Origin of the sequence: Proteus sp. CD3 (assembly GCF_008808075.1) — a bacterium.
GTDB classification, from domain to species: domain Bacteria; phylum Pseudomonadota; class Gammaproteobacteria; order Enterobacterales; family Enterobacteriaceae; genus Proteus; species Proteus appendicitidis.
The window spans coordinates 2,922,580-2,941,730 of the sequence record NZ_CP019686.1 but is presented as its reverse complement, the minus strand read 5'-3'; the positions used below and the strand labels follow the sequence as shown (position 1 = coordinate 2,941,730).

Sequence of the window (19,151 nt, the reverse complement as noted above, 5' to 3'; positions counted from 1 at the left end):
CGATGTAAGTAAAGTTGATGCCTGATTCACAATGCTGAAAAAGGCATCCGATTTCTGACAAAAAATTATTTTTGGTTTTAAGGAGTTTAATCGTGAAAAAATTGTTATGTGCCGCTGCCCTAGGAATGGCATTGACCATGTCAGCAGGTGTTCAAGCCGCAGATAAAGTAGGTGTTGTGAACATCGGTCAAGTTCTCCAACAAATTCCTAACCGTGATGCGGTAGAGAAACAATTGGAAAATGAATTCAAATCACGTGACACTGAATTGCAGAATTTAGGTAAATCATTACAGACAGCTGTTGAGAAATATCAAAAAGACGCACCAACGATGAATGCAACACAACGTGCAAATACAGAGAAAGATCTGGTTGCTAAACGTGAGGCATATGCACAAAAAGCACAAGCTTTTGAGCAAGACTTTAGCCGTCGTCAAGCTGAAGAACGCAATAAAATCATGAAACGTGTATTAGACGCTGTTGATGCAGTAGCGAAGAAAGAAGGCTATGATGTGATCCTTGATGCTAACACTGTACCTTATTTCGCAGATGGTAAAGATATTACTGCTCAGGTTCAAAAACAGGTTAAATAATAGATGTTTTCAATTCGATTAGCTGATCTTGCTCAGCAGTTGAATGCACAGTTACACGGCGATGGTGATATCACTATCGCCGGTCTTGCTTCAATGAGCCTAGCAAATAGCGAACAAATTACATTTCTTTCTGATAGTCGCTATCGTGAAAAATTAAGTGAATGTCAGGCTGCTGCCGTTGTATTAACAGAAGCTGATCTTCCGTTTTGTCCCGTTGCCGCACTTGTGGTGAAAAACCCGTATCTTGCCTATGCTCAAATGGCGCAGATTATGGATACAACACCGCAGCCAGCACAGGATATTCACCCAAGTGCTGTTATTTCTCCTGATGCTAAATTAGGAAAAAATGTATCAGTGGGTGCAAATGCCGTTATCGAATCTGATGTTATTCTTGGTGATAATGTTGTGATTGGTGCCGGTTGTTTTGTGGGTAAAAAAGCACATATTGGTGATAATAGCCGTTTATGGGCAAATGTATCTGTTTATCATGAAGTTATCATTGGTAAAGATTGTTTGGTTCAATCAGGTACTGTGATTGGTTCAGATGGTTTTGGTTATGCTAATGAACGTGGTAATTGGATCAAAATTCCACAATTAGGTTCAGTGGTGATTGGTGATCGCGTTGAAATCGGTGCATGTACTACAATTGACCGAGGCGCATTAGATAACACAGTTATCGGTAATGGTGTTATCATTGATAACCAGTGCCAAATCGCACATAACGTCATTATTGGTGATAATACCGCTGTTGCGGGTGGTGTCATCATGGCGGGCAGCCTGAAAATAGGTCGCTATTGTATGATTGGTGGAGCAAGTGTTATCAATGGTCACATGGAAATCTGTGATAAAGTCACGGTAACAGGTATGGGCATGGTAATGCGTCCTATCACTGAGCCGGGTGTTTATTCTTCAGGAATTCCACTGCAATCGAATAAAGCATGGCGTAAAACCGCAGCACTTGTGTTGCGAATTGATGAAATGCAAAAAAGGCTCAAGTCGCTTGAACGTCAAGTAGAAAGTAGCGACAAGTAACAATATACGTCATTGACGAATGTTACCCATTTTGCGACCTGCGGGTTAACTCACTTTTGAGTCACAGCAGGTCGTGTCATTATTAATTAGACTCAGTTTTATTAGACAGGAAGAGTATTGCAATGAGTGAGAATCATACTCTGCAAATCGAAGAAATTTTAGATTTACTTCCACACCGTTACCCATTCTTATTGGTTGATCGTGTCCTTGATTTTGAAGAAAAGAAATTTCTAAGAGCAGTAAAAAATGTATCTTTTAATGAGCCTTTCTTTCAAGGTCACTTTCCAGGAAAACCAATTTTCCCGGGTGTATTGATCCTCGAAGCCATGGCACAGGCAACGGGTATTTTAGCATTCAAAAGCGTAGGAAAGCTGGAACCTGGTGAACTCTACTATTTTGCTGCTATTGACGGTGCTCGCTTTAAACGTCCTGTCTTACCTGGGGATCAAATGATCCTAGAGGTAGAATTCATTAAAGAACGTCGTGGTGTTGCTCGCTTTAAAGGCGTCGCTAAAGTTGATGGGGAAATTGCTTGCGAAGCTGAAATGATGTGCGCTCGCCGCCGTGAGGTCTAGCCTATGATAGATAAATCCGCAGTAATTCACCCTTCCTCAATTATTGAAGAGGGTGCGGTAATTGGTGCTAATGTTCGCATTGGCCCTTTTTGCGTCATTGGTGCTAATGTTGAGATTGGTGAAGGTACTGATATTAAATCTCACGTTGTTATCAATGGGCATACTCGCATTGGCCGAGATAATCAGATTTATCAATTTACTTCTATCGGTGAAGTTAATCAGGATCTGAAATATCGTGGTGAACCAACGCAAGTCATTATTGGTGATCGAAACCTTATTCGTGAAAGTGTGACTATCCACCGTGGAACCACCCAAGGCGGCAATATCACAAAAATTGGTAACGATAATCTACTGATGATTAATACCCACGTCGCACATGATTGTATCATTGGTGATCGTTGTATTATTGCAAATAACGGCACATTAGGTGGTCACGTCACTTTAGGTGATTTTGTGATTATCGGTGGCATGAGCGCTGTTCATCAGTTTTGCCAAATTGGCTCTCATGTGATGGTCGGTGGATGTTCAGGCGTGGCACAAGATGTTCCTCCTTTTGTTATTGCACAAGGAAACCACGCGACGCCTTATGGGCTGAATATTGAAGGATTAAAGCGCAGAGGTTTTGCTAAAGAAGATCTTCATGCAATTCGTAATGCTTACAAAGTACTTTACCGTAATGGTAAAACACTGGAAGAAGCGCGTGAAGAGATTGAACAATTGGTTGCTGATAATAATAATCCGCATGTCAAACTGTTCAGTGATTTTCTGGAAAACTCAGCAAAATCTAACCGCGGTATCATTCGCTAATTAGGATATGACCTTGTCAGGCCAATTATCTACTACTCAGAGTCCGTTAGTTATCGGCTTAGTTGCTGGTGAAACGTCTGGTGATATCTTGGGCGCGGGATTAATCCGCGCTCTAAAACAAATGCATCCCAATGTTCGCTTTGTTGGCGTTGCTGGGCCTCTTATGCAAGCTGAAGGTTGTGAAGCTTGGTATGAGATGGAAGAGCTTGCCGTCATGGGGATCGTTGAAGTTCTTGAACGATTACCTCGCTTATTAAAGATCAGAAAAGATCTCACTCAAAGATTCTCAGAATTAAAACCTGATGTTTTCGTGGGGATCGACGCACCTGATTTTAATATCACTCTTGAAGGTCGCTTAAAGCAAAAAGGGATCAAAACTATTCACTATGTCAGTCCATCTGTGTGGGCTTGGCGTCAAAAACGTGTTTTCAAAATTGCTAAAGCGACAGATCTTGTCTTAGCTTTTCTACCTTTTGAAAAAGCGTTTTATGATAAGTATCAGGTTCCTTGTCGTTTTATTGGTCATACAATGGCTGATGCCATACCTTTAAATCCAGATAAAAAGGCTGCTCGTGAACATCTAGGAATACCTGAAGAAACCCCTTGTTTAGCACTTCTTCCCGGTAGTCGTCATGCTGAAGTTGAAATGCTAAGTGCTGATTTTATAAAAACAGCGCAGTTACTAAAACAGCAGATCCCCGCTCTTCATATTGTTGTGCCATTAGTTAATGCTAAGCGGCGAACTCAATTTGAACAGATATATCAAAATGTGGCACCAGAACTTGAAATACAACTTCTTGATGGGCAAGCAAGAGAAGCAATGATAGCCAGCGATGCGACATTGTTAGCATCAGGTACGGCTGCATTAGAATGCATGTTAACGAAATGCCCGATGGTTGTTGGCTATCGCATGAAGCCATTTACTTTCTGGTTAGCAAAAAGGTTAGTTAAAACGCCTTATGTCTCGTTACCTAACTTGTTAGCTGGCCGAGAAATTATCAAAGAACTATTGCAAGAAGAGTGTGAACCCTCAGCATTAGCACAACAACTTTTACCTCTTTTAACCGATGAAGAAAAAGTACGTCAATTAAAAGAGATATTTTTACAGCTACATAGTGACATTCGTTGTAATGCGGATGAACAAGCAGCAAATGCAGTATTAGAATTGGCAGAGAAATAATGGAATTTGTATATCCAAAAGCAAAGTTTATTGCTGGAGTTGATGAGGTTGGTCGAGGTCCATTAGTCGGCGCAGTCGTTACCGCTGCCGTTATTCTTGACCCAGCAAATCCAATTGAAGGATTAGCAGACTCCAAAAAGCTAACAGAAAAAAAGCGTAATGCGCTTTATGACGAAATAAAAGAAAAAGCATTATGTTGGGCGATAGGCCGTGCGGAGCCTGAAGAAATTGATGAATTAAATATTCTTTGGGCAACCATGAAAGCAATGGAACGTGCTGTTGCGGAATTATCAATAACACCTGATATGGTCTTAATTGATGGTAATCGTTGCCCTAAATTACCGATGTCCTCTCAAGCAGTTATAAAAGGTGATAGTTTAGTTCAAGAAATTAGTGCAGCTTCGATTCTTGCTAAAGTGACTCGTGATAGAGAAATGGAAGAGTTAGATAAGCTTTACCCTGAATATGGTTTTGCTAAACATAAAGGGTATCCAACTGTTTTCCATATGGAAAAACTAGCCTTATTAGGGGCAACACCCTATCATCGAAAAAGTTTTGCGCCTGTAAAACGTGCTTTAAATTTAAAGTAATCCACAGAGTAATTAAACACTATGGCAGATCCTCGTTTTATCCATCTTAGGGTACACAGCGATTATTCAATGATCGATGGATTGGCAAAAACAGGGCCTCTTGTGAAGAAAGTGGCTTCGCTGGGAATGCCTGCTTTTGCGATTACTGATTTCACTAACTTATGTGGGTTAGTGAAATTTTATGGTGCTGCACATGGTGCTGGCATTAAACCTATCATTGGTGCTGATGTTTACCTTGAAACTGAATTATTAGGTGACGAATATGCTCATCTGACTATTCTTGCCCGTAATAATGTAGGCTACCAAAACCTCACTTTACTGATTTCAGAAGCTTATAAACACGGTTATGGTGCTGTCGGCCCGACAATTAAACAAGAGTGGTTAACAACCTATAAAGAAGGGCTATTGTTGCTTTCTGGCGGCAGAATGGGGGATGTGGGTAAGTTTCTACTTCGTGGAAATCGCGCTTTAGTTGATCAGTGCCTTGAGTATTACCAAACTCATTTTCCCGATAGTTATTATCTAGAACTTATTCGTACCGGTCGTGCTGATGAGGAAACTTATCTTCATGAAGCAGTCGCTCTGGCTTCTGAAAAAGGTTTGCCTGTCGTTGCAACCAATGATGTCTGTTTTCTCGACAGTGATGATTTTGACGCACATGAAATTCGTGTCGCCATTCATGATGGTTTTACGTTATCTGATCCCAAACGCCCTAAGAATTATAGCCCTCAGCAATATATGCGCACAGAAGAAGAAATGTGTGAATTATTTGCTGATATACCTGAAGCATTAGAAAACAGTGTTGAAATCGCTAAACGCTGTAATGTCACGATCCGTTTAGGGGAATATTTTCTTCCACAATTCCCAACAGGGGATATGAGTACAGAAGATTTCCTTGTTAAAAAATCACAAGAAGGTTTAGAAGAACGTTTAGCCTTTTTATTTCCAGATCCTGAAGAACGACAAAAAAGACGCCCTGAATATGATGAACGTCTTGATATCGAGCTGAAAGTAATTAACCAGATGGGATTCCCTGGTTACTTCCTTATCGTGATGGAGTTTATTCAGTGGTCTAAAGATAACGGTGTTCCTGTTGGTCCGGGGCGAGGTTCTGGTGCGGGTTCACTAGTAGCTTATTCGCTGAAAATCACAGATCTTGATCCTCTTGAATTTGACTTACTTTTCGAACGTTTTCTTAATCCTGAACGTGTTTCGATGCCTGACTTTGACGTCGATTTCTGTATGGAAAAACGCGATAGAGTTATCGACCACGTTGCTGAAATGTATGGACGGGATGCAGTATCTCAGATCATTACATTTGGTACGATGGCGGCAAAAGCCGTTATTCGCGATGTTGGACGTGTTTTAGGGCACCCTTACGGTTTTGTTGATAGAATTTCAAAACTCGTTCCTCCTGATCCGGGTATGACGCTAGAAAAAGCGTTTGCAGCGGAGCCTCAATTACCCGAAATTTATGAAGCCGACGAAGAGGTTAAATCTCTTATTGATATGGCTCGTAAATTAGAAGGGGTAACACGTAATGCGGGTAAACACGCGGGTGGTGTCGTTATTTCACCAACGAAAATCACCGATTTTGCGCCACTTTATTGTGATGCAGAGGGGAATAACCCCGTTACACAATTTGATAAGAACGACGTTGAATACGCAGGTCTTGTTAAATTCGACTTCTTAGGTTTAAGAACACTAACCATCATTAACTGGGCATTAGAGATGATTAATGCCCGACGTGCTAAAAAATCACTCGAACCTGTTGATATTTCGGCGATCCCATTAACGGATCAGCGCAGTTTTGACATGTTGCAGCGTTCAGAAACAACCGCGGTATTCCAGTTGGAATCTCGTGGTATGAAAGATCTCATCAAACGCCTACGTCCTGACTGTTTTGAAGATATGATTGCACTTGTTGCCCTATTTCGTCCGGGGCCATTGCAGTCAGGCATGGTAGATAACTTTATTGACCGTAAACATGGTGTTGAAGAGATTTCATATCCTGATGTTAAGTGGCAGCATGAAAGTTTACAGCCAGTTCTAGAACCAACCTATGGTGTTATCCTATACCAAGAACAAGTTATGCAAATTGCACAGGTTCTTGCGGGATATACGCTAGGTGGCGCGGATATGTTACGACGCGCAATGGGTAAGAAAAAACCTGAAGAAATGGCAAAGCAACGCTCTGTTTTTGAAGAAGGTGCTATTAAAAACGGTGTCGATGGTGAGCTTGCTATGAGGATCTTTGACTTGGTGGAGAAATTCGCCGGTTATGGATTTAACAAATCACACTCAGCAGCTTATGCATTAGTTTCTTATCAAACATTATGGTTGAAAGCCCACTATCCAGCTGAATTTATGGCTGCTGTAATGACGGCAGATATGGATAACACCGAAAAAGTGGTGGGATTGGTTGATGAATGTTGGAGAATGGGTTTAAAGGTTCTTCCTCCTGATATTAATAGCGGTCTTTATCATTTCCACGTAAATGATGAAGGTGAAATCGTTTATGGTATTGGTGCCATTAAAGGTGTGGGTGAAGGGCCAATTGAAGCGATTGTAGAGGCGCGTCAGCAAGGCGGTCATTTTAAAGATATTTTTGATCTCTGTGCTAGAACAGAAACGAAAAAATTGAATCGCCGAGTGATGGAAAAACTGATAATGTCAGGCGCATTCGATAAGCTAGGGCCTCATCGTGCTGCTTTAATGTCTTCATTAGAAGATGCGTTAAAAGCCGCAGACCAACATGCTAAGGCTGAAGCAATAGGGCAATCGGACATGTTTGGTGTGTTAGCTGAAGCACCTGAGCAAGTTGAGCGTTCTTATGCCAATATACCTAAATGGCCAGACCAAGTTGTTTTAGAAGGTGAGCGAGAGACGCTAGGTTTATATTTAACTGGTCATCCGATCACACGTTATTTAAAAGAAATTGAACGATATGCGGCAGGAACGCGTCTAAAAGATTTAGTGCCAACACCTCGTGGTCAAATGGTGAAGGTTGCAGGCTTAGTACTTGCTTCTAAAGTATTTACAACGAAACGTGGAAATCGGATCGGCGTTTGTACCTTAGATGATCGTTCAGGTCGCTTAGAAATTATGTTATTTTCTGATGCATTGGATAAATACCAACATTTATTAGAACAAGACAAGATTTTAATTGCTACTGGGCAGGTCAGCTTTGATGATTTCAATGGTGGGCTTAAAATGACAGTCCGCGAACTTATGGATATCAACGAAGCCCGTGAAAAATATGCACGAGGACTTGCTATCTCATTATCAGACAGGCAAATTAATGAGCAATTATTAAATCGTCTTCGCGGCGTTTTAGAACCTCATCGTTCAGGCACGATACCGGTTCATCTTTATTTTGAAAAGCATGATGCCTGCGCACGTTTACGATTTGGTGCGACTTGGCGTGTAACGCCAACAGATATGCTTTTAACGGATCTGCGAACTCTGCTGGGTAATGAGCAGGTAGAATTAGAATTTGACTAAAATAGGAATGTTATGAGTCTTAATTTTCTGGATTTTGAACAGCCAATTGCCGAGTTAGAAGCGAAAATTGATTCGCTAACCGCAGTTAGCCAACATGATGAAAAAATTGATATTAATATCGATGAAGAAGTTTCACGCTTAAGAGAAAAAAGCCTAGAGCTAACGCGTAAGATTTTTTCTGATCTTGGTGCATGGCAAGTAGCACAACTTGCACGTCATCCATTAAGACCTTACACACTGGATTATATTCATCGTATCTTTACTGATTTCCAAGAATTAGCAGGCGACCGTGCTTATGCTGATGATAAAGCCATTGTTGGTGGTATTGCTCGTTTAGATGGTCGTCCAGTGATGGTTATTGGGCACCAAAAAGGGCGTGAAACGAAAGAGAAAATCCGCCGTAACTTTGGTATGCCAGCGCCAGAAGGTTATCGCAAAGCGCTTCGTTTAATGGATATGGCGCAACGTTTTAATCTTCCTATTATCACTTTTATTGATACTCCAGGTGCTTATCCTGGTGTTGGTGCTGAAGAGCGCGGTCAATCAGAAGCGATTGCACGTAACTTACGTGAAATGTCACGCTTTGGTGTGCCAATCATCTGTACTGTTATTGGCGAAGGTGGTTCTGGTGGCGCTCTAGCGATTGGTGTTGGTGATAAAGTAAATATGCTGCAATACAGCACCTATTCTGTTATTTCACCAGAAGGTTGTGCATCTATTCTTTGGAAAAGCGCTGATAAAGCACCATTAGCTGCAGAAGCGATGGGTATCACAGCAAACCGTTTAAAAGAGCTTAAGCTGATTGATACGGTTATTCCTGAGCCTTTAGGTGGCGCGCATCGTCACTATGATGAAATTGCAGCATCTTTAAAAGCACAAATTAAAGCTGATTTAGACGAGTTAGATGCATTTGAATCAGAAGAACTAACAAATCGTCGCTACCAACGTTTAATGGAATACGGTTACTGCTGATAGCGTCATTTGATTCAAAAAATAAAAGAAAACCTCATGTTGATAACATGAGGTTTTTTTTGTCTCTAAAAACTATCATTATTGAGACAATAAAATGAGGTTATATTAACTATAATATATTAAATATCAATACGTTAAGTTGATCTCAAAAACAATATTAATTCGCTTTTTTACTAAAAGAATAATCAACCCTATCTATTATTTTATAGAGTCATTTACTTCTTTTGTGAGGAAAAAGCGATGATATCGTTTAAAGATAAAGTTGGGATAATTACAGGTGGTAATAGCGGGATTGGATTAGCTTCTGCGGAAAAGTTTTTATCCTTAGGTGCATCAGTTGTTATCACTGGCAGTAATTTAACGCGAGGGCAAAAAGCAGAAAAATACCTAAAAGAAAAAGGGCTTTCGGGTGAATTTATTCAAATGGATGTGAAAAGTGAAAAAGAGAACGAACAACTCATTGATTATGTGGTAAATAAATATGGGCGGCTGGATTTCATCTTTGCTAATGCGGGTGTTTTAACTGATAACATCGCAGATAAATTAGAATATGAAAAATGGAAAGGGGTATTAGACGTTAATCTTAATGGGCTTTTTCTGATTAACCGTGCAGCAATTCAATATTGGCTGAAAAATGAACTATCAGGCGCAATTGTTAATTGTAGCTCGATTTGTTCCTTTGTTGGTCAACACGCGTTTCCCGCTTATTGTGCATCAAAAGGGGGAATTAAATTACTGACACAAACACTTGCTATTGATTATGCAAGCAAAGGTATTCGTGTTAATGCGGTTTGTCCCGGGTATATTGATACCCCTTTATTAGATGGACGTGAACTAGATAAGCAAAAATTGACGGCATTGCACCCGATTGGTCGTCTTGGTACACCAGAAGAAGTGGCTAATGTTGTGGTATTTTTGGCTAGTGATGCCGCTTCGTTTGTCACTGGAGCCTCTTATTTGGTCGATGGTGGTTTTACTGCATAAATCGTGTTTATTTAAGGCAGAATGATGTTTATTCTGCCTTATTTTCCTTCATTAGTGATACAACGTCTTAAATCTTGCATTCATTTTTCAGGATCGCGTTGTATTCGTGCAAAATCGGGTAGAAAGGCTTAACATAATCATCTGAATTCACTGATAAATGACGATACAATGAAACAGGAATACGACTTACTCCTTAAAGAAATCAAACAACAAATTGATCCTTACACTAAAATTTTGGTGGGTTTTAGTGGCGGTGTAGATTCCACTGTTTTATTACAAGGGCTTGTACGTTTACGTGATGAATACCAATTACCTTTAGAATTAACGGCTATCTATATTCACCATGGATTAAATATCAAAGCAGATGATTGGCTTGCCCACTGTGAACAATGCTGTCAGCAATGGCATGTCGATTTTATCAGTGAAAAAGTGAACGTAGATCCTAAAGCGGGGGGACTTGAAAATGGTGCAAGAGAGGCACGTTATCAAGCTTTTCGCCGATATTTACAGCCACAACAAGTGTTAGTGACGGCTCAACACCAAGATGATCAAGCTGAAACTTTTTTACTGGCTCTAAAGCGAGGCAGTGGTCCTGCGGGGCTTTCTTCAATGCCTGCAAAAATGGTGTTTGAGAAGAGTTATTTACTGCGCCCATTGCTCAATATTACTCGTGAGCAAATTGAATTTTATGCTACTGAGCAAGGGCTTGACTGGATAGAAGACGATAGTAATCAAGATGATCGTTATGATCGCAATTTTTTACGATTACGTGTTATGCCCTTGCTCGCTCAACGTTGGCCTCACTTTTCACAAGCAGTAACTCGAAGTGCTGCATTGTGTGGTGAACAAGAAGCACTATTAGATGAACTATTAGATTCTGAACTTAATGCCTTAATGGACAGTGAGCGCAGCTTAGATATTAATCAACTTACCCATTGTAGTGTTATAAAGCGCAATGCTTTACTGAGGCGCTGGTTTGCTAAACACAATAAAACCATGCCATCAAGGCAGCAAATTTTACGATTATGGCAAGAAGTTGTTTTAGCAAAAGAAGATGCAGAGCCTCGATTACAATTTTATCAAGATGAAGTCAGACGTTATAAACAGCGCCTTTATCTAGTTCCAATCATTAAAGAGCCTGTTGATCATGCTATTGAGTGGTCGCTCAAGGAGCCTTTATGTTTACCTAATGGATTAGGCGTTCTATCACTTGTCTCCGAAACAGGCAAAAACACTGTCAGAAAGCCTTCGCGTGATGAAAAAGTCACAGTACGTTTTGGTTTAACACAAGCATCTTTGCGTATTGTAGGGCGAGAGCGCGCTCGACATAGTAAAAAGATTTGGCAAGAGCTTGACGTTGCACCTTGGCGTAGAACTCGGATTCCTTTGATTTATTATAATGATACGTTGATTGCAGCTATTGATACATTTGTTACTTTTGAGGGAAAAGCAACATCAGAACACGCTATTACTATTGAGTGGCGAAAGGCTCATGAATGAACAACCGCCGGTTGGCGGTTGTTCTTTATTCGGTTATTCCGATTTTATAATGATTGTCCCAAGTTCGGGATGAGAAAAACTGGCAATAACATCCAGTCGTAAATCTTTAGAGCCTTCAGACGTTTTGACTTTTAGGTATTCAACTTTTTTGCTTAAGAAAAGATCATCCGCGACACCTTCAATAAGCTCACCATCATGGAGTTCTATATGGAGCGTTAAACCACGCTGGCATGCTAACTCCAGATACTCATAATCATCACAGTTAATTGGTTGATATTCTGTATTTGTTGACATATTCCCTCACCACTCTTTCGTGGCGGTGTTGCCGCCAGTGAATAATTCAGAATAAAATCATTATGCTGTTATTCGATGTGAGCACAATAGTTATTGTAATAATTTTCTGAAATAGTTCTTTATTCGAAGTGATTTAAGAAATAATTAACAATTATGGGTGCATTTATCTTAAAGCTTGTTTTATTGCCCCCTTTTATTTTAAAAAATGTTAGAATCAAATAGAGAATGATTTATTAAAAAGTACCCAGAATGTAGGGAGTCGATGATGGGGAAAAAATTTTTATTTGCAGCCGTTGCTGCTGGGTTATTTGTATTGTCAGGTTGCCAAAATAATATTGGCTTATCACTTGATGGAAAAATTGTAGACCAAACTTACAACAGTATTCTGCCTTGTGCCGATTGCTCTGGTATCGACACGACAATTCTTGTTAATCAAGATGGCTCTTATGTTATGGAGCAAAGCTATCAAGGTTCACCTGATGATAAACGTAGTTTCTTTGAATCAGGAACTTGGGTATTAGGTAAAGATAAGCTGACGTTGACTAATAGCTATGGTGAGAAGAGCTATTATTTACCTCACGAAGATAAATTAGTTATGCTTGATATTGATGGCAACGTTATTAATTCAGAACTAAATTATACTTTAGCTAAGGTTCAGCCTAAGCAACTTGCTGGTGAATTTACCTATTTTGCTGATGCTGGTACGTTTAAAGATTGCCAATCAGGGCGTGTTTACGCAGCCAGTGGTATTGAATTGGAAAAAGGCTATTTTTTAACCGGAGTTGATGGTGGAACACCTGTTTACCTCGAAGTTAATGGCTATTACAGTATTCGTCCTTCAATGGAAGATGGTCAATATGACCAAGCATTAGTGGTTACAGATGATAAACCGCGCTTTAATCGCCATGGCTCTTGTGCAAATCATCGTGGTGGCAGAAGCTAAGTTTTAGTTATCCTATTACTAATAAAAAAACCCGCTTTTGCGGGTTTTTTGTTGCTCAATGAAGCCTCTTAACATCAAGAGGCCTAATGATTAAGCGAGTTGCTCTTTGATAAAGGCAACAACATCGTCAACATTAATCAGTGATTTATCATCACTACGACGCGCTTTATATTCGATTTGGTTGTTGTCTAAGTTACGATCACCAATCACGATCGTGTGTGGAATACCGATAAGTTCCATATCAGCAAACATCACACCCGGACGTTCTTTACGATCATCAAACAGCACATCAATACCGTGAGCGCGTAATTCGTCATAAAGTTTGTCAGCGACTTCTTTAACACGATAAGAACGATGCATATTCATTGGTAAAATAGCAACTTGGAAAGGTGCAATCGCATCTGGCCAAATAATACCGCGAGCATCATGGTTTTGTTCAATAGCGGCAGCAACAATACGCGTTACACCGATACCATAACAACCCATAGTAACGATTTGGTTATGACCTTCTTCGTTTTGTACGGTTGCTTTTAATGCTTCTGAATATTTTGTGCCAAGTTGGAAGATATGACCAACTTCAATACCACGCTTGATTAACAACGTTCCTTTACCGTCTGGGCTTGGATCGCCTTCAACAACATTACGGATGTCAGCAATTTCAGCAACCGGTAGGTCACGCTCCCAATTGATACCAAAATAGTGTTTACCATCAACGTTTGCGCCTGCACCGAAATCACTCATTACAGAGACAGAACGATCCATAATAACTGGCAGTGGCAGATTAACAGGGCCTAATGAACCAGGACCAGCATTGACAGCTTGGCGAATTTCAGCTTCGGTTGCGAAAGTTAAAGGTGCTGCAACGATAGCGCATTTTTCTGCTTTAACTTCATTCAGTTCGTGATCGCCACGGACTAGTAATGCAACTAATGGATGGCCGCTTTCTTTTGTACCATGAACAATCAGTGTCTTAACTGTTTTTTCAATTGGTAGATTGAATTGTTCAACTAATTCAGCGATCGTTTTAGCGTTTGGAGTATCTACTAAACGTAATTCTTCTGTTGCAGTAGCTCGTGGAGTTGCAGGCATTACTGCTTCTGCTAATTCGATATTGGCTGCATAGTCAGAGCCAGTAGAGAAAACGATATCATCTTCACCGCTGTCTGCTAAAACTTGGAACTCATGAGAAGCATTACCACCGATAGAGCCTGTATCTGCAAGGACTGGACGGAAATCTAAACCAATACGTGAGAAAATTTTGCTGTAAGCTTCGTACATTCTGTCGTAAGTCTCTTGTAAAGACTCTTGAGAGATATGGAAAGAGTAAGCATCTTTCATGATAAATTCACGAGAACGCATAACACCAAAACGAGGGCGTACTTCGTCGCGGAATTTAGTTTGAATTTGATATAAGTTCAGTGGAAGTTGTTTGTAAGAGGTAATTTCATTACGAACAATATCAGTAACAACTTCTTCATGAGTGGGGCCTAAAACAAATGGGCGCTCGCCTCTGTCTGAAAAACGCAGTAATTCAGGGCCATACTGTTCCCAACGACCACTTTCTAGCCATAAGTCAGCGGGTTGAACAACGGGCATTGAAATCTCAAGTGATCCCGCATTGTCCATCTCTTCACGAACAATTTTTTCAATTTTTCTTAGAACACGAACCCCTGTCGGCATCCAATCATAAAGACCAGAAGCGAGTTTACGGATCATGCCTGCGCGAAGCATAAGTTGATGGCTGACAATTTCTGCATCAGCAGGTGTCTCTTTTAAAGTAGAGAGCAAATAGTGGCTAGTACGCATTATTAGGTTCCATTAGAACAAAAATACTTAGGCTGACTGTCACGCCAGTCTACATCAATATAATTAGAGAAAGACTCTAGAGCGTGTTGATCTTTGCTGCTTATTTTTACAGCAAAAGAAATTTATAAAACAAGCAACATATTCAACTATTTTGGGTTTGGGCATTGATTGATATTAACAATGACCACTTAAAAATAAAAACAGCCTTACGGGTTCGATTAAAAGACATTTCACTCATTTTATTCTGCGTTGAGAGGCGCTAGCCTAGTTCACTAGGCGGCGAGCCTCTCTCCTTGCCTAAAATGCTTTTAATTCGAATAAAAATCGACCATCAAAGGTCAACACGCTCTAGTCTACCAGTGACTTAGGTCTGCCAAAAGGGGCAAAGCATTTTTTTCAATCTGATTTGTCTAAAGACATGAGAATGACTCTCAGATTAGATTATTCATGATAGCAATATCAATGAAGATAATAGCAAGTTACCGCGGTTCTACACTAAGAACAAGTGTCTGTTGCCCATTGACTTGCCAGCGAACATTAAATTCGAGTAAGTGTACCGCATAAATTCTATCACTTTGTTCTCCCTTTTTATAAGCAGGACGAGGATCTTGCTGTAATACTTGGGTAATAAAGCGTGAAAGATGAGGGTATTCACTTGCATGCTGTTGCAGTTGTTCTGATGCAATCTGTGAAAAGAAAACAGGCATTTCGTTATTAGGAGCTTCTTGTGCAAACCCTGCAATCGCATTTGGGCGAGACTCTGCAAACGGTAAATAAGGTTTGATATCAAGAATAGGAGTGCCATCCACTAAATCAAGGCTACCTAATTCTAAAATGACAGACTGATCCGCGGTATTTACTTTTTTCAATTCAACCAATGACATACCAATTGGATTGGGGCGAAAAGTTGAACGAGTTGCAAAGACACCCATTTTGGCGTTTCCGCCTAATCTTGGGGGGCGAACGAGAGGGCGCCAACCTTGTTGTGCTGTTTGATGGAAAACAAAGATCAACCAAAGGTGACTAAATTGCTCTAAGCCTCGAACGGCATCAGGGTGATTATAAGGTGTGTGCAGAATAAGTTGACCGCCGCCATCCTGGATTAATCCAGGTTGGCGTGGAACGGCAAATTTTTCTTTATAAGGGCTAGAAATATACCCTATAGGATTCATTTGGTAGGTATTCATTTTGTAATGAGTAGCGCTGTGCCTTCACAAATAGCAGATTGATAGCAGCCTAAGCCTGTGACAATTTGGCATTCATGCAACAAAACGGCATTCGCATTTTTGTAAGCTGCTTTTGTTGCCATTCTTTTTTTAGCAATAGGTAAACTTGCTGGTGGATCTTGTAATGTTTGACGACAAGACTCGCCAGCGACAATACCAAGATCTTTAAAAGGCGCACCTAAAAGGTCTTCTGTTTTTTCAACAATACGCACTGAAGGTAAAGTTTGTGATCTTGGTTTTTGTGGTTGTCCTGGTTTATTTAAACGCATATCCGTAAACTTAGACTGATCAACATCAGATGATTTCTGCATTGAACAGCCTGTCATAAACAGCGCCATGATGCCAAGAAGTAGCAAGCGCATGTGCATGGGTTATATCCTCTTTATTATTGTCTATATATACAAAATTTAAACGGCACTAATTTAATGCAATTTAGCCAAGTAAAAAAGAGAAAGGCGAACATTTGTTCGCCTTTTTTATGATTAAGCTAAATATTAGCGTATTACCAACCTTTAACTGCACCACCGTTGAAGATTTTATTTGCTGCGCTATCCACTTCATCTGTTTGATAGGCTTGGATAAACTTCTTCACATTCTCGCTGTCTTTATTATCTTCACGAGCAACAATGATATTTACGTAAGGTGAGTCTTTATCTTCAACAAAAATACCATCTTTTGCAGGCGTTAAGTTAACTTGGCTTGCATAAGTGGTGTTGATTACCGCTAAATAGATTTTCTGATCATCTAATGAACGTGGTAGCTGAGGTGCTTCTAATTCTACTAATTTTAGATTTTTAGGATTTTCAATAATATCTAAAGATGTCGGTAATAAGCCTACACCGTCTTTTAATTTAATTAATCCTACTTTTTCTAATAACAGCAGTGAACGACCTAAGTTAGTTGGATCGTTAGGGATGGCCACTTGAGCGCCATCAGGTAAATCAGCTAAATCAGTAATTTTTTTAGAGTAACCCGCGATAGGATAAATAAACGTATTTCCTACAGCAGTAATCTTGAAATTACGATCTTTAATTTGCTGATCCAAATAAGGTTTGTGTTGAAATGCGTTAAGATCGATATCACCGCGGCTTAATGATTCATTAGGCATTACGAAGTCATTGAAAGTAACGAGTTCTACATCAAGACCATATTTATCTTTAGCAACTTGTTTTGCTACTTCAGCAACTTGTTGCTCAGAGCCAGAAATAACACCAACACGAATATGGTTTGGATCTTTTTCTTTTTCACCACAACCCGCTAATGCTAATGCACCAACTAAAGCACTTACGACTGCGAGCGATTTAAATTTCAATGACATACATTTACCCTTATTTGATCTGTTAATTAAAAGGTTTCGATTTAATAATTGAAACCTTCAATCTAATTATTTATGTGTTGTCAGCTTCACTAAGCGATCGCCGAAAAACTGAATGATGAAAACAAGAATAACGAGTAGAACAATCACAATATTCATTACAGTTGCATTATAGCCAACGTAACCGTATTGATAGCCAATTTGACCTAAACCACCTGCACCAACAGCACCACCCATTGCCGAGTAACCCACTAATGTAATTAGTGTAATGGTTGCAGCGTTAATCAAGCCTGGTAAAGATTCTGGTAATAAAATTTTCTTAATAATTTGCATTGGTGTTGCACCCATAGAACGAGATGCTTCAATTAATCCTTGTGGGATTTCCAATAGTGTATTTTCGACCATACGGGCAATAAAAGGTGCTGCGGCAACAGTTAATGGCACGATGGCTGCTTGCAAACCAATAGATGTTCCTACAACCAAGCGGGTGAAAGGGATCATCCATACAAGTAAGATAATAAAAGGGATAGCCCTAAAAATATTCACAAGTGCTGAAATAACACGATAGGCAGGTGGATTTGCCATAATTTGTTCAGGACGAGTGACATAAAGTAAAACACCAAGTGGTAGCCCGATAACAAAACCAAAGAAGCCTGAAACGAAGGTCATGACTAAGGTTTCCCAGATCCCACTAATTAATAAATAAACCATTCCTTCAGACATAACCGAGAACCTCTACTTTCACATGATGCTCTTCTAAAAACGCAATCGACTTTTCAGTATTACCATTCTTACCGTGTAACTCAGCTAACATCACGCCAAACTTCACACCGCCGGCATAGTCCATTTGTGAACTTAAAATATTAATATCTGCGTCAAAACGACGAGCAACAATGGACATTAATGGTGCATCAACGGATTGACCGTTAAATTCAAGTTTCAATAATGGGAATAAACCTTCTTCCCACTCTGGCTTCAGACATTCTTTGTAATCTTCAGGAATATCCAATTGTAATGTTGATTGGATAAAAGCCTGAGAAACAGGTGTTTTTGGATGAGAGAAAACTTCACTCACTGCATCACTTTCAACTAATTCACCACCACTTATTACTGCAACCTGATCACAAATGCGTTTTACAACGTCCATTTCATGAGTGATTAATAAAATGGTAAGACCTAAACGACGGTTAATGTCTTTGAGTAATTCTAAAATAGAACGTGTTGTTGCTGGATCAAGAGCGCTCGTTGCTTCATCACACAATAAAACGTTTGGTGAATTTGCTAATGCGCGTGCAATTGCAACACGTTGCTTTTGCCCACCAGATAAGTTTGCTGGGTAATACTCTTTCTTATCTGACAAACCAACTAATTCAAGTAATTCATTAACGCGCTTATTAATTTCAGCGCGAGGTGTACTATCCAGTTCTAATGGCAGTGCCACATTATCAAACACTGTACGAGAAGACAGTAAGTTGAAATGTTGGAAAATCATACCAATGCCACGACGTGCTTTTGTTAATTCTTTATCAGATAACTTAGTTAGATCACGACCATCAACAAGCACTTCTCCTGAAGTTGGTTTTTCTAACATGTTCACACAACGTATAAGTGTACTTTTACCCGCTCCTGACGATCCGATAACACCAAAAATCTGCCCTTGTGGCACATGCAGGTTAATGTTTGATAGCGCTTGTATGGAACGCTCTCCCTGCTTAAACACTTTGTTTATATTCGTCAGTTTAATCATGTTTTTCTTTATATAAGTAGATATGGGACATAAAGACTATTCTGCCCGAGTTAAAATAGATGTTAAGGCGTCTAGACGTCTAAGTC

Annotated in this window: 18 protein-coding genes; 11 read left to right on the top strand and 7 right to left on the bottom strand. The window is 39.9% G+C overall.

Translation table 11 applies throughout. The features are described 5' to 3' along the window. Positions 1-92: 92 nt before the first annotated feature. The 10 genes from BTA34_RS13205 to tilS all read left to right on the top strand — a co-directional run bounded on the left by BTA34_RS13205 (position 93) and on the right by tilS (position 11,734). On the top strand, positions 93-590 hold the full coding sequence (locus tag BTA34_RS13205; RefSeq protein ID WP_151435970.1) for an OmpH family outer membrane protein: 498 nt from the start codon (positions 93-95) through the stop codon (positions 588-590). Positions 591-593: 3 nt separating this feature from the next. Further along, positions 594-1,622: a UDP-3-O-(3-hydroxymyristoyl)glucosamine N-acyltransferase gene (gene lpxD / locus BTA34_RS13200; protein ID WP_109420095.1), complete on the top strand. Its 1,029-nt coding sequence runs from the start codon at positions 594-596 to the stop codon at positions 1,620-1,622. Positions 1,623-1,744: 122 nt separating this feature from the next. Beyond that, the gene (fabZ, locus tag BTA34_RS13195; RefSeq protein ID WP_006535887.1) at positions 1,745-2,197 is read left to right on the top strand and encodes a 3-hydroxyacyl-ACP dehydratase FabZ; all 453 of its coding nucleotides are present in this window, start codon (positions 1,745-1,747) and stop codon (positions 2,195-2,197) included. Positions 2,198-2,200: 3 nt separating this feature from the next. Further along, the gene (lpxA, locus tag BTA34_RS13190; protein WP_151435969.1) at positions 2,201-3,004 is read left to right on the top strand and encodes an acyl-ACP--UDP-N-acetylglucosamine O-acyltransferase; all 804 of its coding nucleotides are present in this window, start codon (positions 2,201-2,203) and stop codon (positions 3,002-3,004) included. A 7-nt stretch (positions 3,005-3,011) separates the two neighbouring features. After that, positions 3,012-4,184 (top strand): lipid-A-disaccharide synthase, encoded by a 1,173-nt coding sequence (lpxB, locus tag BTA34_RS13185; protein ID WP_151435968.1) that lies wholly within the window; start codon positions 3,012-3,014, stop codon positions 4,182-4,184. Further along, complete coding sequence (gene rnhB / locus BTA34_RS13180; RefSeq protein ID WP_151435967.1) at positions 4,184-4,774, top strand: ribonuclease HII; 591 nt, start codon at positions 4,184-4,186, stop codon at positions 4,772-4,774. Before lpxB ends, rnhB begins: the two co-directional genes overlap by 1 nt. Positions 4,775-4,795: 21 nt before the next feature. After that, positions 4,796-8,278: a DNA polymerase III subunit alpha gene (gene dnaE, locus BTA34_RS13175; protein ID WP_100158749.1), complete on the top strand. Its 3,483-nt coding sequence runs from the start codon at positions 4,796-4,798 to the stop codon at positions 8,276-8,278. A gap of 12 nt (positions 8,279-8,290) precedes the next feature. Further along, the gene (gene accA / locus BTA34_RS13170; protein WP_151435966.1) at positions 8,291-9,250 is read left to right on the top strand and encodes an acetyl-CoA carboxylase carboxyl transferase subunit alpha; all 960 of its coding nucleotides are present in this window, start codon (positions 8,291-8,293) and stop codon (positions 9,248-9,250) included. Positions 9,251-9,490: 240 nt separating this feature from the next. Continuing rightward, complete coding sequence (locus BTA34_RS13165; RefSeq protein ID WP_151435965.1) at positions 9,491-10,234, top strand: SDR family NAD(P)-dependent oxidoreductase; 744 nt, start codon at positions 9,491-9,493, stop codon at positions 10,232-10,234. A gap of 168 nt (positions 10,235-10,402) precedes the next feature. Continuing rightward, a complete protein-coding gene (gene tilS / locus BTA34_RS13160; protein WP_151435964.1) occupies positions 10,403-11,734 on the top strand; it encodes a tRNA lysidine(34) synthetase TilS in 1,332 nt (443 codons plus the stop codon). Between the two features lie 33 nt (positions 11,735-11,767). Here the strand turns inward: tilS and rof are convergent, their stop codons facing one another. Next, positions 11,768-12,028 carry a Rho-binding antiterminator gene (gene rof / locus BTA34_RS13155; protein ID WP_151435963.1) on the bottom strand — a complete coding sequence of 87 codons (261 nt, stop codon included), beginning with the start codon at positions 12,026-12,028 and terminating at the stop codon, positions 11,768-11,770. Positions 12,029-12,290: 262 nt separating this feature from the next. Here rof and nlpE point away from each other — a divergent pair, with 262 nt between their 5' ends. Then, a complete protein-coding gene (gene nlpE, locus BTA34_RS13150) occupies positions 12,291-12,971 on the top strand; it encodes an envelope stress response activation lipoprotein NlpE (RefSeq protein ID WP_151435962.1) in 681 nt (226 codons plus the stop codon). Positions 12,972-13,061: 90 nt separating this feature from the next. Here the strand turns inward: nlpE and proS are convergent, their stop codons facing one another. From proS to metN, 6 genes are all read right to left on the bottom strand, one after another. Next, positions 13,062-14,777, bottom strand: a complete 1,716-nt coding sequence (proS, locus tag BTA34_RS13145; RefSeq protein WP_151435961.1) for a proline--tRNA ligase — start codon at positions 14,775-14,777, stop codon at positions 13,062-13,064. Positions 14,778-15,256: 479 nt separating this feature from the next. After that, positions 15,257-15,964 carry a tRNA (N6-threonylcarbamoyladenosine(37)-N6)-methyltransferase TrmO gene (gene tsaA, locus BTA34_RS13140; protein ID WP_151435960.1) on the bottom strand — a complete coding sequence of 236 codons (708 nt, stop codon included), beginning with the start codon at positions 15,962-15,964 and terminating at the stop codon, positions 15,257-15,259. Then, positions 15,961-16,371 (bottom strand): Rcs stress response system protein RcsF, encoded by a 411-nt coding sequence (gene rcsF / locus BTA34_RS13135; protein WP_109373131.1) that lies wholly within the window; start codon positions 16,369-16,371, stop codon positions 15,961-15,963. The genes tsaA and rcsF overlap by 4 nt, the downstream gene beginning before the upstream one ends. 134 nt (positions 16,372-16,505) lie before the next feature. Further along, positions 16,506-17,321, bottom strand: a complete 816-nt coding sequence (locus tag BTA34_RS13130) for a MetQ/NlpA family lipoprotein (RefSeq protein WP_075671666.1) — start codon at positions 17,319-17,321, stop codon at positions 16,506-16,508. Between the two features lie 66 nt (positions 17,322-17,387). Further along, entirely contained in the window at positions 17,388-18,041 is a 654-nt protein-coding gene (locus tag BTA34_RS13125) for a methionine ABC transporter permease MetI (RefSeq protein ID WP_023582692.1), read from the bottom strand. Continuing rightward, positions 18,034-19,065: a methionine ABC transporter ATP-binding protein MetN gene (gene metN, locus BTA34_RS13120; protein WP_151435959.1), complete on the bottom strand. Its 1,032-nt coding sequence runs from the start codon at positions 19,063-19,065 to the stop codon at positions 18,034-18,036. Before metN ends, BTA34_RS13125 begins: the two co-directional genes overlap by 8 nt. Positions 19,066-19,151: the final 86 nt, after the last annotated feature.

What these genes read in the sequence shown, in the direction of transcription:
- lpxA (WP_151435969.1), top strand. Translation starts at nt 2,201, where the DNA reads ATGATAGATAAATCCGCAGTAATTCACCCTTCCTCAATTATTGAAGAG.
- accA (WP_151435966.1), top strand. Translation starts at nt 8,291, where the DNA reads ATGAGTCTTAATTTTCTGGATTTTGAACAGCCAATTGCCGAGTTAGAA.
- metN (WP_151435959.1), bottom strand. Translation starts at nt 19,065, where the DNA reads ATGATTAAACTGACGAATATAAACAAAGTGTTTAAGCAGGGAGAGCGT.
- lpxD (WP_109420095.1), top strand. Translation starts at nt 594, where the DNA reads ATGTTTTCAATTCGATTAGCTGATCTTGCTCAGCAGTTGAATGCACAG.
- nlpE (WP_151435962.1), top strand. Translation starts at nt 12,291, where the DNA reads ATGATGGGGAAAAAATTTTTATTTGCAGCCGTTGCTGCTGGGTTATTT.
- rnhB (WP_151435967.1), top strand. Translation starts at nt 4,184, where the DNA reads ATGGAATTTGTATATCCAAAAGCAAAGTTTATTGCTGGAGTTGATGAG.
- BTA34_RS13125 (WP_023582692.1), bottom strand. Translation starts at nt 18,041, where the DNA reads ATGTCTGAAGGAATGGTTTATTTATTAATTAGTGGGATCTGGGAAACC.
- rcsF (WP_109373131.1), bottom strand. Translation starts at nt 16,371, where the DNA reads ATGCACATGCGCTTGCTACTTCTTGGCATCATGGCGCTGTTTATGACA.
- lpxB (WP_151435968.1), top strand. Translation starts at nt 3,012, where the DNA reads ATGACCTTGTCAGGCCAATTATCTACTACTCAGAGTCCGTTAGTTATC.
- tsaA (WP_151435960.1), bottom strand. Translation starts at nt 15,964, where the DNA reads ATGAATACCTACCAAATGAATCCTATAGGGTATATTTCTAGCCCTTAT.
- rof (WP_151435963.1), bottom strand. Translation starts at nt 12,028, where the DNA reads ATGTCAACAAATACAGAATATCAACCAATTAACTGTGATGATTATGAG.
- fabZ (WP_006535887.1), top strand. Translation starts at nt 1,745, where the DNA reads ATGAGTGAGAATCATACTCTGCAAATCGAAGAAATTTTAGATTTACTT.
- tilS (WP_151435964.1), top strand. Translation starts at nt 10,403, where the DNA reads ATGAAACAGGAATACGACTTACTCCTTAAAGAAATCAAACAACAAATT.
- BTA34_RS13130 (WP_075671666.1), bottom strand. Translation starts at nt 17,321, where the DNA reads ATGTCATTGAAATTTAAATCGCTCGCAGTCGTAAGTGCTTTAGTTGGT.
- dnaE (WP_100158749.1), top strand. Translation starts at nt 4,796, where the DNA reads ATGGCAGATCCTCGTTTTATCCATCTTAGGGTACACAGCGATTATTCA.
- BTA34_RS13165 (WP_151435965.1), top strand. Translation starts at nt 9,491, where the DNA reads ATGATATCGTTTAAAGATAAAGTTGGGATAATTACAGGTGGTAATAGC.
- proS (WP_151435961.1), bottom strand. Translation starts at nt 14,777, where the DNA reads ATGCGTACTAGCCACTATTTGCTCTCTACTTTAAAAGAGACACCTGCT.